This is a genomic window from Deltaproteobacteria bacterium, assembly GCA_016235345.1.
Classification (GTDB): Bacteria; Desulfobacterota; Desulfobacteria; order Desulfobacterales; family Desulfatibacillaceae; genus JACRLG01.
The window spans coordinates 16,858-30,305 of sequence record JACRLG010000017.1; the positions used below are offsets into that span (position 1 = coordinate 16,858).

Below are 13,448 nucleotides of genomic sequence, written 5' to 3' on the forward strand. Positions count from 1 at the left end.
CGAGTCGGCGAAGGGTCAGGCAAGCCTACGGTAAAGCCCTTCGGAGCAAACCGACATGCCCCTTTCAACCAGCCCTTCAAGGTGTTTCTTCGCCGTGGCCCGCTCGGCCCAGAAGTAGAACTCAAAAGGCTCTCGCGGCTTGCGGTACACCAGCCACTGGCGGGCGATGTCCTCTATGGTGCGGGGTTCTCCCAGCAATTCCAGGATTTTTTCCTCCCTTTTCACCGGAACGTCCAGGTAGGAATCCCACAATTCGGGCGGGGCCTCATGAATAATGCCCCCCTCGTGGGCGGTGATCCAGGCGGAAACAGGGATTTTCTGGAGCCTGCGAACGGATTTCGAGGTTTCCCCGATGCTCCCGCCGGGGTCCGCGTACCAGGGGCCGAAGGGGGTTAAATCGTAATCCGCCAGAAACAGGACTTCTGGCTCCAGAAAATGAAAGGCCATGTGGCCGGGGGTGTGGCCGGGAACGTGAAGCGCCTTCACCGTCAGCCCCGAAAGCCTTATTTCCTCGTCAGGGATGAAAAAATCGAACTCCGTGCGGGGTTTGAAATTGAACTGTGTGAGCATCAGCTCCCGCCACATTTCCCGCACCTTTTGGTTTTCCGGGCCGGTCATGCCGTACCAGTCCATGAAGACATCGAGGTCAGCCAATGGCGGAGCGTCAGCCGGATGGATGCGGATTTTGGCTTCGGGGAAAAGGTCCAGGTGGGCGAAGTGGTCCTCGTGCCAGTGGGAGAGCCAGACCTCGTCCACGCCCTCCTCGGTTTTGAGGCGCATGAGGCGCTCGCGGTCCGAGGCCGGGTCGATGAGGATTTTGGCCCCCTCGATGTAAACCGAGTGGCAGTGGGGGTACTTTCCCCGGTTGGGCCCGGGCAGAAGCCTTATCGGCCCGATGGATGATTCCTGAGGTTGCGGCTTATGGGACATGGCGGGTATCAATGTCCTCGCGCATGGCTTACAAAGTGCGTGATTTCGGGCAGAATGAGCCCCTCCATGGCGAGTTTCACGGCTTTTTTGCTTCCGGGCATGCAAAACACGAGGCTTTTTCCGATAAGGCCGGCGGTGGCCCTTGAAAGCACGGCGGCGGCGTCTATCTGATCGAAAGACAGTTGTGCGAAAAGGGCGGAAAAGGCCGGAAGATGCTTGTCGAAAAGGGGGCTCACGGCCTCGATGGTGACGTCGGTGGGGGTGATTCCCGTGCCGCCGTTCATCAGAACCACGCCGGGATCAAGGGCCAGGGCCTCGGCCAGGACCCGGCTTATGGCAGCCTCGTCGTCGGTCACCACCCTGTGCAGGAGGACCTTGTGGCCTTCCTTTTCCAGGGCCTTGACGATCCAGAGGCCCGATTCGTCGTCGATTATGGTCCGGCTGGTGGACACCGTGATAACCGCCGCCGTCACCCGCTTTGAGGCCGTTTTGCGATGCTCGGTTGTTCCCATTTCAAATTTCGCCCAGTTGAGATGACTCAAAAAGCCTTCCTCCAGCCTGCTTGGATCGACGGCCTGCGCTGCAAAAAAGCAAGGGCTGCGGATATCCGGCCCACCCTTCCGGGCAGGCGCGACACCCGCAGCCCATCTGCGGCCCGATACGTCTTCACGGATAAAAAACTGCGCGGCTTACGACTTCGACAGATTGAACTGGAGCGTTACCGAGCCCACCTCGATCTTGTCGTAGTCCTTGAGCTGAACGGATTCCTTCACCGGCACGCCGTTCACCTTGGGTTTCGACATTCCGCCCACGTAGCTGAGATAATAGCCAGCCGGACGCTTGGCGATGGTGGCGGCGGTCGCGCCAACAAGAAAGCCCTTCACCACGATGTCGTTGTTGTCGGCCTTGCCCACCTTGATGAGCTTGCGGGTGACCGTGACCTCGCCGTCGCCGCCCGAAAGATATGTCAGCACCGCCGCGCCCTCGTCTTCGGCAGGGTGGGAACCGGCGGCCCCCGCGACCTCAGGCTTGGCGCTCTTGGCCAGCATCTCCCGGTGCATGGCGGTATCCATCACCATGGTCTTTTCCATGTCGCCCATGGTGGGCTTGGGAGCCGCAGCCGCGCCCTCGTGCACGAAAACCAGGGTGTGCTTCCCGACCGTGACCACGTCGCCGTTTTTCAGCCAGTGGCTGGCCACCCTCTGCTGGTTGACGAAGGTGCCGTTTTTGCTCTGCAAATCAGTAAGAAGGTAGCCCTCGCCCACCGAGTCGATCTTGCAGTGGTGACCGGAAACAGCCAGATTTTCCACCACGATCTGGTTGTCGTTCAAGCGTCCCACCGAAAGGGTGCCCCCCTTGTTGATGGGAAACTCGGCTATCGTGTTTTCCTTGAATTTCAATGTGATGGTAGGCATGGAAAACCCTTCTCCCGCTTCGTTGTTGTCTTGAAACCGTCCGCTGCAAGACATCTTAGCCGTAAAAGCCCCTTGAAAAAACATCTGCAAAAAAACGGAGCGCGTCCCGCCGGCATTTCATCTGCCCGGCATACGCGATAACTTACCTGAAAAAATCAAGAATCCGCTCGAAGATGCCCGAAAGCCCCGACGACTGGCCGGAGACCTTTTTCACCTTCAATATTATGATGGTGATGTTGTCGTCGCCGCCACGGGCGTTTGCGAGATCAACCAGGGTGCGGCAGGCCGCCTGGGGAGGCTCGGCCAGGAGGACCTTTTTGATCTCGTCGGTATTCACCATGTTGGTGAGCCCGTCCGAGGCTATTATAATGATGTCCCCCGGCCAGGCCTGGAGCTCCAGGACGCTGGGGGCCACGGTGTCCTCCACGCCCATGGCGCGGGTCAGCATGTGAGCGAATTTTTCGCCCAGCCTGCCTGCCGCGTCCGGATCCATGGCCGCCTGCTCGGCGATCACGGTGTGGGGAACGTAAACCGGCTCCAGGGACCCCTGGTGAACCAGGTAGATGGGGCTGTCCCCCACGTTGGCTATCACGAAGCCCGAATCCGTGGTGTAAACCGCGCTGACGGTGGAGCCCATGCCGGTGTAGGCCTTTTTCTGCTCGGCCATGGAATGGACGGCCTGGTTGGCCAGATGGATGGACGACAGAAGCCTGTTGGCCTCCTTGGACACCGAGATGTCGTGGTCCTCCATCTCCTCCGGGTTCTTTTCCCTGCCGAACCGGCTCATGTAGTCCCGGATGGTGTCCACAACGATCTTGCTGGCCACTTCACCGGCCAGATGCCCGCCCATGCCGTCCGCGACCACGTACAGGCCCATGCGGTCGTCCAGAAAAAGGCTGTCCTCGTTGCCCTTGCGTTTCTGGCCCACGTCCGAAAGGCCCGCTGATTCGATGACCAGAGCCATGATTGTCCTTTTAGCAGTTTTTCCCGTTATTTCAAGTGGCCATTGCTCCGGCCAGAAACGCGAATCCGAGTCGTGCGAAAAAACCGGCTATGGCGTCTTCTTCTGGGCTGCGGAAGCCTGGTCAATCTTCTTCCCAAGCTCCCTTAAGTGCGCCGCCATCTGGCCCGCCTTCTGGTAGCGCTCGTCCCTGTTCTTTTCCAGGGCCTTGTCAATTATGCCCACCAGGGGCTTGTAAATCTTGTCGTTATACGTGCGCGGGTCCGGGTGCTTTACGTTCATTATCTGGTGCATCAGGGCCGCCACGCTGTCGCCCCTGAAGGGAAGCTCTCCGGTCAGAAGCTGGTAGAGCATGACGCCCAAGGAAAAGATGTCGCTTCTGCCGTCCACCTTCTCGCCCGCGATCTGCTCCGGGCTCATGTAGAAGGGCGTGCCCTTGATGACTCCGGTGGCCGTCTGTGACGAGGCCGATATGCGGGCTATGCCGAAGTCCGTCACCTTCACCACGCCGCTTTTTAAAAGCATCATGTTGGCGGGTTTCACGTCCCGGTGGACGATTCCCTTCTCGTGGGCGTAGCCAAGGGCGTCGGCCACGTCGGCCACGTACTCGATAACCTTGCGCATGGGCAGGAGGCTGCCGGGCTTGATGTGCTTGTCAAGGTCATCGCCCTCCAAAAATTCCATTGCGATGTAGGCGAGGTCCTGCTCCTCGCCCGCGTCGTAAATGGTGACGATGTTGGGATGGGTGAGGGTTCCCGCGCTTTCGGCCTCCCGGAAGAAGTTCTTCTTCATGCTCTCCGCCTCGTCGGGCGGGAAATCGTCGCTGAAACGCACGGTCTTTATGGCCACGGTGCGGTTGATTCTGGGGTCCTGGCCCAGGTAGACCACGCCCATTGCGCCCTTGCCAAGCATCTTCACCACCTCGTAGCGGCCGAGGGTGGGCTTGGTGTCGCTTCCTCCCGTCAGGATCCCCTGGTCGGACTTGGTTCCGCCCAGCATTCCCTGGCCGAAGATCATGGTTTCCGAGGCCTGCATGAGCTTGGTTTTTCTTATGGCCACGTCCTTGTACTTGGGATCGAACTCCTCGATGTACTCGTAGACCGAGGCGGCCTTGTTGAGCTGGCGCTTGCGCTCGTAGTCCAGGGCGAGGTTGTAGAGGAGCTTTTTCATGCCGTCGTCCATGGGAACCCGCTGGAACTTCTCGAAGGCCATGTCCAGCATTCCCTGGTTCTGGAACGACACCCCCAGCATCCGGTTGACCTCTGCGCTCTCGCCCTCGGCCTTTTCCTTGCCGGTCTGGGTGAGAAGGTACTGGATGGAGGTAAGCCCGATGTAGCCGATCACAAGCTGGACTATGGGGTAGGTTACCCTGACCCACACTCCCTGGGACACGAACATCACCACGGAAAAAATGGCCAGCGCGGCCAGAAGCCCGCCGAATATTCCCGCAGCCGCCCCGGCCTTAACCTTGGGAAACACGAAGATGATGAGCAGGCCGATAATTATGGTGAGCAGGAGCTTGAAGATGCCGGTCCAGCCGGGCTGGGCTATGAATTTGCCGTTTTGCATGGCCCAAAGGGCGTTGGCCATGTACTCGCCGTGGGTGAGCTTTCCGACCGGCGTGGACGGGAAGTCGGCGAGCCCCGGCACCGAAAAGGCTATGATGACGATTTTATCCTTGAAGGTGGAAAGCTGAATCTTGTCGTTGACCACGTCGGAAAAGGGCACGGACTCGAAGGCTTCCGCGCCGCCCTTAAAGCTGAAATAAACCTGGGAATCGGGATCGAGCGGAACGCTGAGGCTCCCCAAGGACAGGCTTTCGCCCTGGTTCACCAGGGCCTTTTCCTTGGAAACGTTAAGCGAAATCTGGGCGAGCTTCACGGCGAAGGAGGGCAGGAGCAGGCCGTCGTACTCGAAAAAGGGCGTTTCGGTGCGGGCCACGCCGTCCGGATCTGGGATGAGGGTGATGTGGCCCATGCCCTTGGAGGCCTGGGCGAAACTGGCCAGGGGAAAGATGACCTTTTCGCTTTTTTCCCAGTTGTCCCCGCCCTCGGCCACGCCTTCTGTGAGGGCCTGATTTACAAGCCAGCCGGGATGGGTTTTGCCCGAAGGCTCCCCGCGCACCTGCATCCGGGTGAAATAAAGGGGCAGGACCACGTTTCCGGCGCTTACCAGGGCCTCGGACAGGAGCTTGTCGTTATCGAGGCGAAGGCGGGCGTCGTTCATGGCCTTCAAAAAGGCCGCGCCGTTGCTTCCGGATGCAAGCCCGGCCTGGGTGAAGGCCTTTTCCAGGACGTTAAGCTCCAAAAGCCCGGCATTCTGCTCCGGTTCGGCCAGAATGGCGGTAAGCCCCACTGCCTTGGGCTCTCCGGCCTTTATCTTGTGGAGCCCCCTTGCGATCACGGAGCGGGGCCAGGGCCAGCGGCCCAGGGAGGTGAGGCTGGTTTCATCTATGTTTACGAGAACTATGTCGCTCGCCGACTTGGAATCGGTGCGCATGTTCATCATGAGATCGTAGACCGAGTAATCCAGGCGGTCCAGGATGCCGATGCGCAAGACTCCCAGTATAAGGAAAAGGACGGTCAGCCCCACACCGAGAAACAGGACCGGATGCTTTTTCAAAAGGCCCATTTTCGCCTTTCCGCAACTGTTATTTTTCAGGTGGAAATTACCGGCTTGGTCTTAAACTACAATTTTTCACGAATAAACTGATATAGCCCGGAAATGGGAGCAAAGTCAACAGGCTGGAAACGGTTTGGAAAAAGGCGGCGATATTATCCGCATCTGCTGTGCAGTATTTCACATGTTCTTCCCACCGTTTTTTTGCTGTTTCATGCCGGGTGTTCACAATTTCTCCCATTTCGCCCCAATTCGTTGCCGCTTTGGCAACTTTTCCCGCAAATCCCCTGGTTTTTGGATAAGGGTCCCAATTCGTCCCAGTTGGCTCCTGCCTGAACCGCCCTTTGCCCCGAATTCATCGTTTTCTGAAAATATCCGGCAAGTTGGCTATTGGCCCCATCCGGCCCCCTGATGCCCCTATTTCGCATTATTTTCCTTGTATTTCAGTCTGTTATGGAAAAGCTGCCCGCTTTTTTGGGGATAGGCCCCTATTCACCCCAATTCGCTGCCGGTTCATCACTTTTCCGGAAAACCCCCCGTTTTTCCGGAGCCTGGTCCCAGTCCGCCCCAATTCGTCCCTGCCTTTCCGCCCCGAAAAAAAATTTTTCCGCCCTTTTTCCAAAGATGTCGCCTCCTGCGGTCAAGGTTGTTGAAGGCGGAAACAGGCGGTACCGCCAATGTCCCCAATCGGAAATCAATACTTCGCTAAATAAACAAAAAGTGGCGAATTCTTCAGAAAATCGGAGATTGTGCGCCTCAAATTCCGGCTAACTCGGAATGGCCGTGGAGGTTTATCCACAATCAGAGTTGAAATTTATAAACAAACTGTGAAATAATATTTCCAGTTCAACACAAAACGAGTTTGGCATCAACAACACCGGCAAGGGGAGGCGAAAAATGGACTGGGAGGAGCTTTACGGCGACTTTTACGGCTACGGAGACGACCCGGACAGCCTGGTGGTGAGGCCAAACTGCGTGGCCCTGGGCTTTTCGGGGGATTACGGGGACGGGGAGGGCGGGGGCTTGCCGGACGACGATTTTCCCGCCCGGGCCGACGAAGGGGAGGGCTGGGACTTCGAGGACTGGGAAGAGGACGAACAAGACCCGGATGAAGACGACGAAGACGGAGAGGACGATTATGCCGCGCCCGAAGAAGATTGCTGAATCAGGCTGCCTCGAAGGCTGGCCAATGCTGGAAATCGCCCGGCCCGGCTCCCTCTCGGAGCCGTTTGGGGAGGATATCCCGGAAATCCGGTTCCAGAACACCACCGACGAGGTCTGCCAGGGCCTTTTCACGGTCTATCGGGCGGCACTGGCCAAAAGCCAGTTCGCCCCGGCCGTGCGGGCGCTGGAACTTCTGGGAAAGGAGCTCGGCATGTTCCGGGAAAAGGGCGGGGCGGAGGAGGAGGACTTCGACATTCTGACGGGAATTTCGCGGCATGAAGACAATTGATCTGGGCTACAGGCCGAGGCCCCACCAGGACGCCCTCCATCTGGGCAAAAAGCGCTTCAGCGTGGCGGTCTGGCACCGTCGGGGCGGAAAAACCGTGATGGCGGTGATGGAGCTGATTCACGCGGCCTTGAACGAGAAAAAGAAACAGGGCCGCTACGCCTACGTGGGGCCGACCCTGAAACAGACCAAGGCCGTGGCCTGGGATTATTTGAAGCTCTACGCGGGCCGGGTTCCGGGAGTGAAATTCAGGGAAACCGAGCTTTCCTGCGAGTTCGGAAACGGCAGCCGCATAAGGCTCTGGGGAGCTGAAAACCCGGACGCTCTCCGGGGCCTCTATCTGGACGGGGTGGTGGTGGATGAAACCGCGCTGATGCCAAAGCGCCTCTACTCGGAAATCCTCCTGCCCGCCCTCACCGACCGGAGGGGCTGGGTCATCTTCATCGGCACCCCCCAGGGCCACAACGTCTTTTACGAGCTTTTTCGCAGGGCTCAAAACGACCCGTCCTGGTTCACCAGCGTCTGCCGGGCCTCGGAAACAGGCGTCATTTCCCCCAAAGACCTTGACGAGGCCCGAAGCCAGATGACCCCGGAGGAGTTCGAGCAGGAGTTCGAATGCAGTTTCGAGGCGGCGGTGCCCGGAGCCTATTTCGCCCGCGAAATGGCCGCCGCCGAGCGGGAGGGCAGGATCACCTCCCTTGGCTGCGAGAACCTGCTTCCGGTTCACACGGCCTGGGACCTTGGGGTGGCCGACTCCACCGCTGTGTGGTTCTTCCAGGTTCCGGGCAGGGGCAGGGTCCATCTGGTGGACTACCTGGAGGCCAGCGGCGAGGGCCTTCCCCACTACGCGGCGGCCCTTCGGCAGAAGGGCTACTCATACGGGGTCCACATAGCCCCCCACGACATAATGGTGCGCGACCTCTCAACCGGCAAGAGCCGCCTGGAAACCGCCCGGAGCCTCGGAATCCCCTTCACCGTGGCCCCAAGGCTCCCCCTGGCCGACGGCATAAACGCGGCCCGGCTCCTACTGCCCAGGGCCTGGTTCGACTCCGAAAAATGCGGCCCCGGAATCGAGGCCTTAAAACTCTTTCGCCAGGTGAAGGACGAGCGCACGGGCCAGTTCACCGGCAGGCCGCTCCATGACTGGACCAGCCACGCGGCGGACGCCTTCCGCTACCTTGCCCTGGGGCTCGATCTCGCGGCCCCCGGCTGCGCCCCCATGACTGCGGCCCAGGCAGCCGCCCTTTATGAACAATTCGCTCCACCGAGGATATTCTGATGAACGAAACGGACGTGAAGAAGGATTTCGAAGCGGCCTACGACGAGGCCGCCGCCCACTGGGACGGCTTTGTGGCCGAATCCAAAAAGGACCTTGCCTCCTTTCTGGGCGACCAGTGGGACCCCGTTGACAAGGCCTACCTGGCCTCCCAGCGCAGGACCGCCCTGGTATTCAACAAGATTCACAGGGTTGTGAAGCTGATCGAAGGCTACCAGAGAAAGAACCGCCTAAGCCTTAGGGTGGAGCCGGTGGAAGGCGCGGACGGGGCCACGGCAAGCCAGCTTTCGGCGGTGCTTTTGTGGCAGCTCTCGTACGGGAACGGCTACAACGTGCTCTCCGACGCCTTCGCCGGGGCGCTCGTGACCGGCATGAACCTGGTGCGGCTATCGCTGGATTACGCCGACGACCCCCTAAACGGCGACATCCGCATAAAGCGCCTGCCCTACAACCGCTTCCTTCTGGACCCCGCCTTCACCGAGCGCGACCTGTCGGACTGCAACCACGTGCTCACCCGCCATTACGCGGATAAATTTGCGCTTTCCGCCATGCTCCCGGCCCATTGCAGGAAGGCCGCCCTGTCCATCCGCCCCAGGGGCGCGGACGGCAAATATCCCCAAGGCCCCCGCCCGCGCGGCATGTCCAGCGAGGGCCTTTTCCGGGTGGACGAATTTTTCCGGCGCACCACAAGCGAGGTCACCGTCCTTCTGGACCCCGCCACCGGCCAGGCCGCGCGCTTTGAGGGTGATGACTCGGAACTGTCGGAAATCCTTCTGCTCATGCCGCATCTTTCGGTCTTTTCCTCCCTGGCCAAGGGGGTTTCCCACAGCATTCTGGTGGAGGGCGAGCTTGTCCATTCCGGGCCCGAACCCACGGGCCTGGGCGATTTCCCCTTCGTTCCGGTCATGTGCTTCTGGAACCCTGAGTCCGAGGACCCCCGCCGCCGCCTCCAGGGCATAGTCCGCAACATGCGCGACCCCCAGGCCGAGATCAACCGCCGCAGGAGCAAGATGCTGGACTACATGGACTCCCAGATCGCCTCCGGCTGGATCGTGAAGGACGGCTCGGTGGTGAACCGGGAGGCCCTGTACGGCACGGGCCAGGGAAAGGTGATCTGGATGAACTCCCAGAGCCAGCCCGGCGACGCCCAGAGGATCGACCCCCCGGAAATCCCCGCCGGGCTCTTTCAGCTCGCGGACATCCTGGACCGCGACATCATGGAAATCCCAGGGGCCAACTCGGAGCTCATGGGAATGCCCGAAGCTGGCGGCCAGCAGGTGGCGGGCATCCTCTCCAAGCTCCGGCAGGCGTCCGGCCTCACCATCCTCCAGGACATCTTCGACAACTACCGGCTGGCCAAGAAGATCACGGGCCAGAAGATGATCCGCATGATCCAGGAAAATTACGGCCCGGAAAAAATCCGCCGCATCATGGGAAGCGAGCCCTCCGCCGAGTTCTACACGAAGGATTTCGGCAAGTACGACGCCCTGCCGGTGGAGGGGGTCCTTTCCGACACCCAGCGCCAGGTGCATTTCGCCCAGCTCGTGGAGATGAAAAAGCTCGGCGCGCCCATTCCCTGGGACGCCCTTATCGAGGCCTCGCCCCTGGAGAACCGGGAGAAGCTCCTTGAATCCATGAGAAACCAGGCCCTGGCCCAGGAGGCGCGGTCCCAGGCCGAAGCCCGCAGTAAAGGGGCCGCAGCCCTGGCCCAGGTCTCGGTGCAGCAGGCCCTCCTGGCCTCCCAGGCCCGTTCCCAGAAAATCCAGGAAACCCTTGCCGCCGGAAGGCTCAGGGCCGACCTGGCCCAGGCGGCGGAGCGCCTTGCCGAAGCCAGGAAAACCGAGGCCGAAACCGCCAGGGCCGCGAGGGAGCTTGTCGGCGCGGGCGAGGCCGCACCACAGGAGGACGCACGATGAAAACGGAAAATGCGACACCCCGCCCTTCTGCGGACAATGTTCTTTTCCTGGGCCAGGCCAGGGACGAGCTGGCCCGCGAGCTGGCGAAAACCTTGACCCGCGTGGTTGAGGCCAACATGGGCCGGGATTCCTACTACATCCTGGTTCACGCCAAAAAGCACCCCTTCATACCCAAGATGCTGCGCACGGTGGTGACCCTGCTTTCAGCCGAGCCGCCCCGGATGCTTAACACCATATGTTTCAGGATCGACAACCGCCAAGGCCGGGCCGAGCGCCTCTGGGTCCTGCCCCCGGACATTCCAAGGCCCATGTCCCTGGTGAGCCGGGATTTTGTCCCAGGCGTGGCAAAGGGGGCAGTGGGGATGCCCGTCATTTATTGATGGAAACCGTGGACATCATCTTAAACCTCAAAAGGAGCGACACTCAATGAGCGAAGACTTTTCAACGGGCGTCAACGATCCGGGTTCCGCCGCCGGGAACCCAACGGAGGCGGCAGCCGAAAGCGCCGCGTCAAACATTCTGGAGGGCTCGCCGGAAGAGGCGGGCGTAGCGCGCGGAAGCGTGCCGGTCAGCGTGGTCCAGGCCCTGCGCCGCGAGATGGGCCGCATTCGGGAGGAGAACCGCCTCTACCAGGCGGCGCTCCTGGCAAGCCACGGAGCCGGAAGACCCGGCTCCGGCAGCCCTTCGGGGGCCTCGCCCTCCAAGGCCGCCCCGGAGGGCCACGATTCCGCGCGTTCCCTTTCCGAGCGCCTGGACAGGGTGAGCCGGGAAATGGCCTTCATGCGCTTTTCAGGCGATCACCCGGACTTCATCGAGGCCATCAACACCCACCTTCCCGCAATGATCCGGGAAAAACCGGGGCTTCTGAAAAGCCTTCTGAAAAGCCCCAACCCCCTTGCCGCAGCCTTCGACATGGTGGCGAAAAGCGAGCCCTACAGGGCCTCAAGGGCCAAGGCGGGCGCGAAAGGCCCGGACGACCTTGCAAGCGCCGTCAGCCGCATTCTGAAAAACGCCGAAAAGGCGGGAGCGGCTGGCACCGGAGGGCGCGCGCCCTTCTCCCCGGCGGACAGAATCCGCAGCATGACCAGCGAGGAGTTCCGGGCGTTTACGGAGCAGGTCAAGGCCCAAGGATAGCAGGCTGTCCAAAAACGCAACGAATCAACCAACGACCTTTGAATCATTACTGCCTGCTTAAAAAGGCAAAACTCAAAGCCTGGATAAAAACGATGAAATGCAAGGAAGAGCGAGGCGGGCGGGGAGGAGTAGTACTTTTCGTACATGACGACCCGCCCGTCTCGGTCTGACGCCGCAGTTCGCGTTTTTAGACAGGCTTACAAGGAGGCTACAAATGAGCGATACTCTCACCACCACCGCCCAGGTCGACCCCGCAGTGGCCCTTTTCTACGACCGCAACCTCATCGAGGCGGCCCGGCCCGAACTGGTTCACGAGGGCTGCGGCCAGTTCCGCCCCATCCCCAAAAAGAGCGGCAACACCATCAAGTTCCGCCGCTACTCCAACCTCTCGGTGGCCGACACTCCGCTCACCGAGGGCGTCACCCCTCCGGGCCAGGCCCTTGCAAAGACCGACATCACCGCCACCATCGCCTGGTACGGCGATTTCGTCCACGTCACCGACGTTGTGGACGCCACCGTGGAAGACCCCGAACTCACCGTGGCATCCCAGAAACTGGGGTTCCAGATGGGCCAGACCCGGGACAGGCTCGTGCGGGACGTGCTTGCAGCCTGCGCCTCAAGCTCCAACGCCCTGGGCGGATCCAACGGCAACACCCCCACCGAGGTCACCCGCGCCGACATCGACCGCGTGGTGAAGACCCTTCTTTCCGCCAACGCCAAGATGACCACCCCGGCCATCCCCGCCGGAAACGGCGTGGGCACCGCCCCCATCCGCAAGGCCTACTGGGGCATCGCCGACACCGACCTCGTGGACGACCTGGAGGCCGTAGCCGGGTTCAAGTCCGTTTCCGAGTACGCCTCCCAGTCCGGAACCGCCGAGGCCGAGTGGGGAGCCACGGGCAACGTGCGCTGGCTCATGACCAGCGAGGGCTACGTGACGAGCGCCACCCCGGCGGTCTACCACCTGCCCATCCTGGGCCGGGACGCCTACGGCGTGACCGATCTGGCAGAGGGAAGCGCCTCCAACATCATCAAGCCCTTCGGCAGCGCGGGCACCGCCGACCCCCTGAACCAGAGGGCCAGCTCCGGCTGGAAGATGGGGTTCGTGGCCAGGATACTCAACGACAACTTCATGCATGTGTTGAAAGTGACCCACTCCTAGCCAGGCCGTCCACAGGCGCGATCCGCTGTGTTGCGCTGCGCCTCGCGGCTCATCGCCTGTGATCGGCCTGGTCCAGCCGGATTTGAGGTTTGAAGGAACACGGCAATGAAAAAGCGTCGGATTTCCAGAAACGGCGGTTTTGACGGTCATGGTTTTCAGAAGGGAGGCCCCCCTCCGGGGGCCTTTCCATCAATACCTTTAAAGGAAGGAGCAAGGGACATGGCGCAGACGGAAAAGGACCTGGGACCTCTGATTATGGTGAAGTTCGTGAACATCGAATCCCCCGGAGTGGACATCCGCTTCAACTACCAGGGCAAAGACTACGGCCCGCTTTCGGACGGCGAGGTCTATGAGCTTCCAAGGGAGGTGGTGAAGCATCTGAACGGCCTTTCCACCCCCAGGCTGGAGTACCGCATCGACCCGGCCACCGGCCAGGCCCGCTCCGCCATGACCGGGCGGCTCAACAGGTTCGCCCTCCAGGAGGCCTGAAAACGCGATCTCAAGTGTCAGGCTTCACGGCGCGGGTCGTCATGTACGGCAAGTACTATTCCTTCCCGCGCCGCTCGCCTTCCTTGCAGCTCATCG

13 protein-coding genes are annotated in these 13,448 nt (G+C 60.8%); 8 read left to right on the forward strand and 5 right to left on the reverse strand.

The features are described from left to right. Positions 1 to 15: 15 nt before the first annotated feature. From HZB23_08780 to HZB23_08800, 5 genes are all read right to left on the reverse strand, one after another. Entirely contained in the window at positions 16 to 930 is a 915-nt protein-coding gene (locus HZB23_08780) for an MBL fold metallo-hydrolase (protein ID MBI5844744.1), read from the reverse strand. Between the two features lie 8 nt (positions 931 to 938). Continuing rightward, positions 939 to 1,442 (reverse strand): molybdenum cofactor biosynthesis protein MoaB, encoded by a 504-nt coding sequence (locus HZB23_08785; GenBank protein ID MBI5844745.1) that lies wholly within the window; start codon positions 1,440 to 1,442, stop codon positions 939 to 941. Between the two features lie 177 nt (positions 1,443 to 1,619). Beyond that, the gene (locus HZB23_08790) at positions 1,620 to 2,345 is read right to left on the reverse strand and encodes an FHA domain-containing protein (protein ID MBI5844746.1); all 726 of its coding nucleotides are present in this window, start codon (positions 2,343 to 2,345) and stop codon (positions 1,620 to 1,622) included. Positions 2,346 to 2,487: 142 nt separating this feature from the next. After that, positions 2,488 to 3,309 (reverse strand): serine/threonine-protein phosphatase, encoded by an 822-nt coding sequence (locus HZB23_08795; protein MBI5844747.1) that lies wholly within the window; start codon positions 3,307 to 3,309, stop codon positions 2,488 to 2,490. A gap of 87 nt (positions 3,310 to 3,396) precedes the next feature. Continuing rightward, positions 3,397 to 5,937, reverse strand: coding sequence for a CHASE2 domain-containing protein (locus tag HZB23_08800; protein MBI5844748.1), 2,541 nt, complete (start codon positions 5,935 to 5,937; stop codon positions 3,397 to 3,399). A gap of 885 nt (positions 5,938 to 6,822) precedes the next feature. Between HZB23_08800 and HZB23_08805 the strand changes: the two genes are divergently transcribed. From HZB23_08805 to HZB23_08840, 8 genes are all read left to right on the forward strand, one after another. Then, positions 6,823 to 7,089 carry a hypothetical protein gene (locus HZB23_08805; protein ID MBI5844749.1) on the forward strand — a complete coding sequence of 89 codons (267 nt, stop codon included), beginning with the start codon at positions 6,823 to 6,825 and terminating at the stop codon, positions 7,087 to 7,089. Then, the gene (locus tag HZB23_08810; GenBank protein ID MBI5844750.1) at positions 7,064 to 7,378 is read left to right on the forward strand and encodes a hypothetical protein; all 315 of its coding nucleotides are present in this window, start codon (positions 7,064 to 7,066) and stop codon (positions 7,376 to 7,378) included. The genes HZB23_08805 and HZB23_08810 overlap by 26 nt, the downstream gene beginning before the upstream one ends. Then, a complete protein-coding gene (locus HZB23_08815; GenBank protein ID MBI5844751.1) occupies positions 7,365 to 8,654 on the forward strand; it encodes a hypothetical protein in 1,290 nt (429 codons plus the stop codon). The genes HZB23_08810 and HZB23_08815 overlap by 14 nt, the downstream gene beginning before the upstream one ends. Beyond that, positions 8,654 to 10,567, forward strand: coding sequence for a hypothetical protein (locus HZB23_08820; GenBank protein MBI5844752.1), 1,914 nt, complete (start codon positions 8,654 to 8,656; stop codon positions 10,565 to 10,567). The genes HZB23_08815 and HZB23_08820 overlap by 1 nt, the downstream gene beginning before the upstream one ends. Continuing rightward, the gene (locus HZB23_08825) at positions 10,564 to 10,947 is read left to right on the forward strand and encodes a hypothetical protein (protein ID MBI5844753.1); all 384 of its coding nucleotides are present in this window, start codon (positions 10,564 to 10,566) and stop codon (positions 10,945 to 10,947) included. Before HZB23_08820 ends, HZB23_08825 begins: the two co-directional genes overlap by 4 nt. A gap of 46 nt (positions 10,948 to 10,993) precedes the next feature. Then, positions 10,994 to 11,701, forward strand: coding sequence for a hypothetical protein (locus tag HZB23_08830; protein MBI5844754.1), 708 nt, complete (start codon positions 10,994 to 10,996; stop codon positions 11,699 to 11,701). A gap of 214 nt (positions 11,702 to 11,915) precedes the next feature. Further along, positions 11,916 to 12,863 (forward strand): N4-gp56 family major capsid protein, encoded by a 948-nt coding sequence (locus HZB23_08835; GenBank protein ID MBI5844755.1) that lies wholly within the window; start codon positions 11,916 to 11,918, stop codon positions 12,861 to 12,863. 219 nt (positions 12,864 to 13,082) lie between these two features. Then, positions 13,083 to 13,352 (forward strand): hypothetical protein, encoded by a 270-nt coding sequence (locus tag HZB23_08840; GenBank protein MBI5844756.1) that lies wholly within the window; start codon positions 13,083 to 13,085, stop codon positions 13,350 to 13,352. The last annotated feature ends 96 nt before the right edge of the window (positions 13,353 to 13,448 follow it).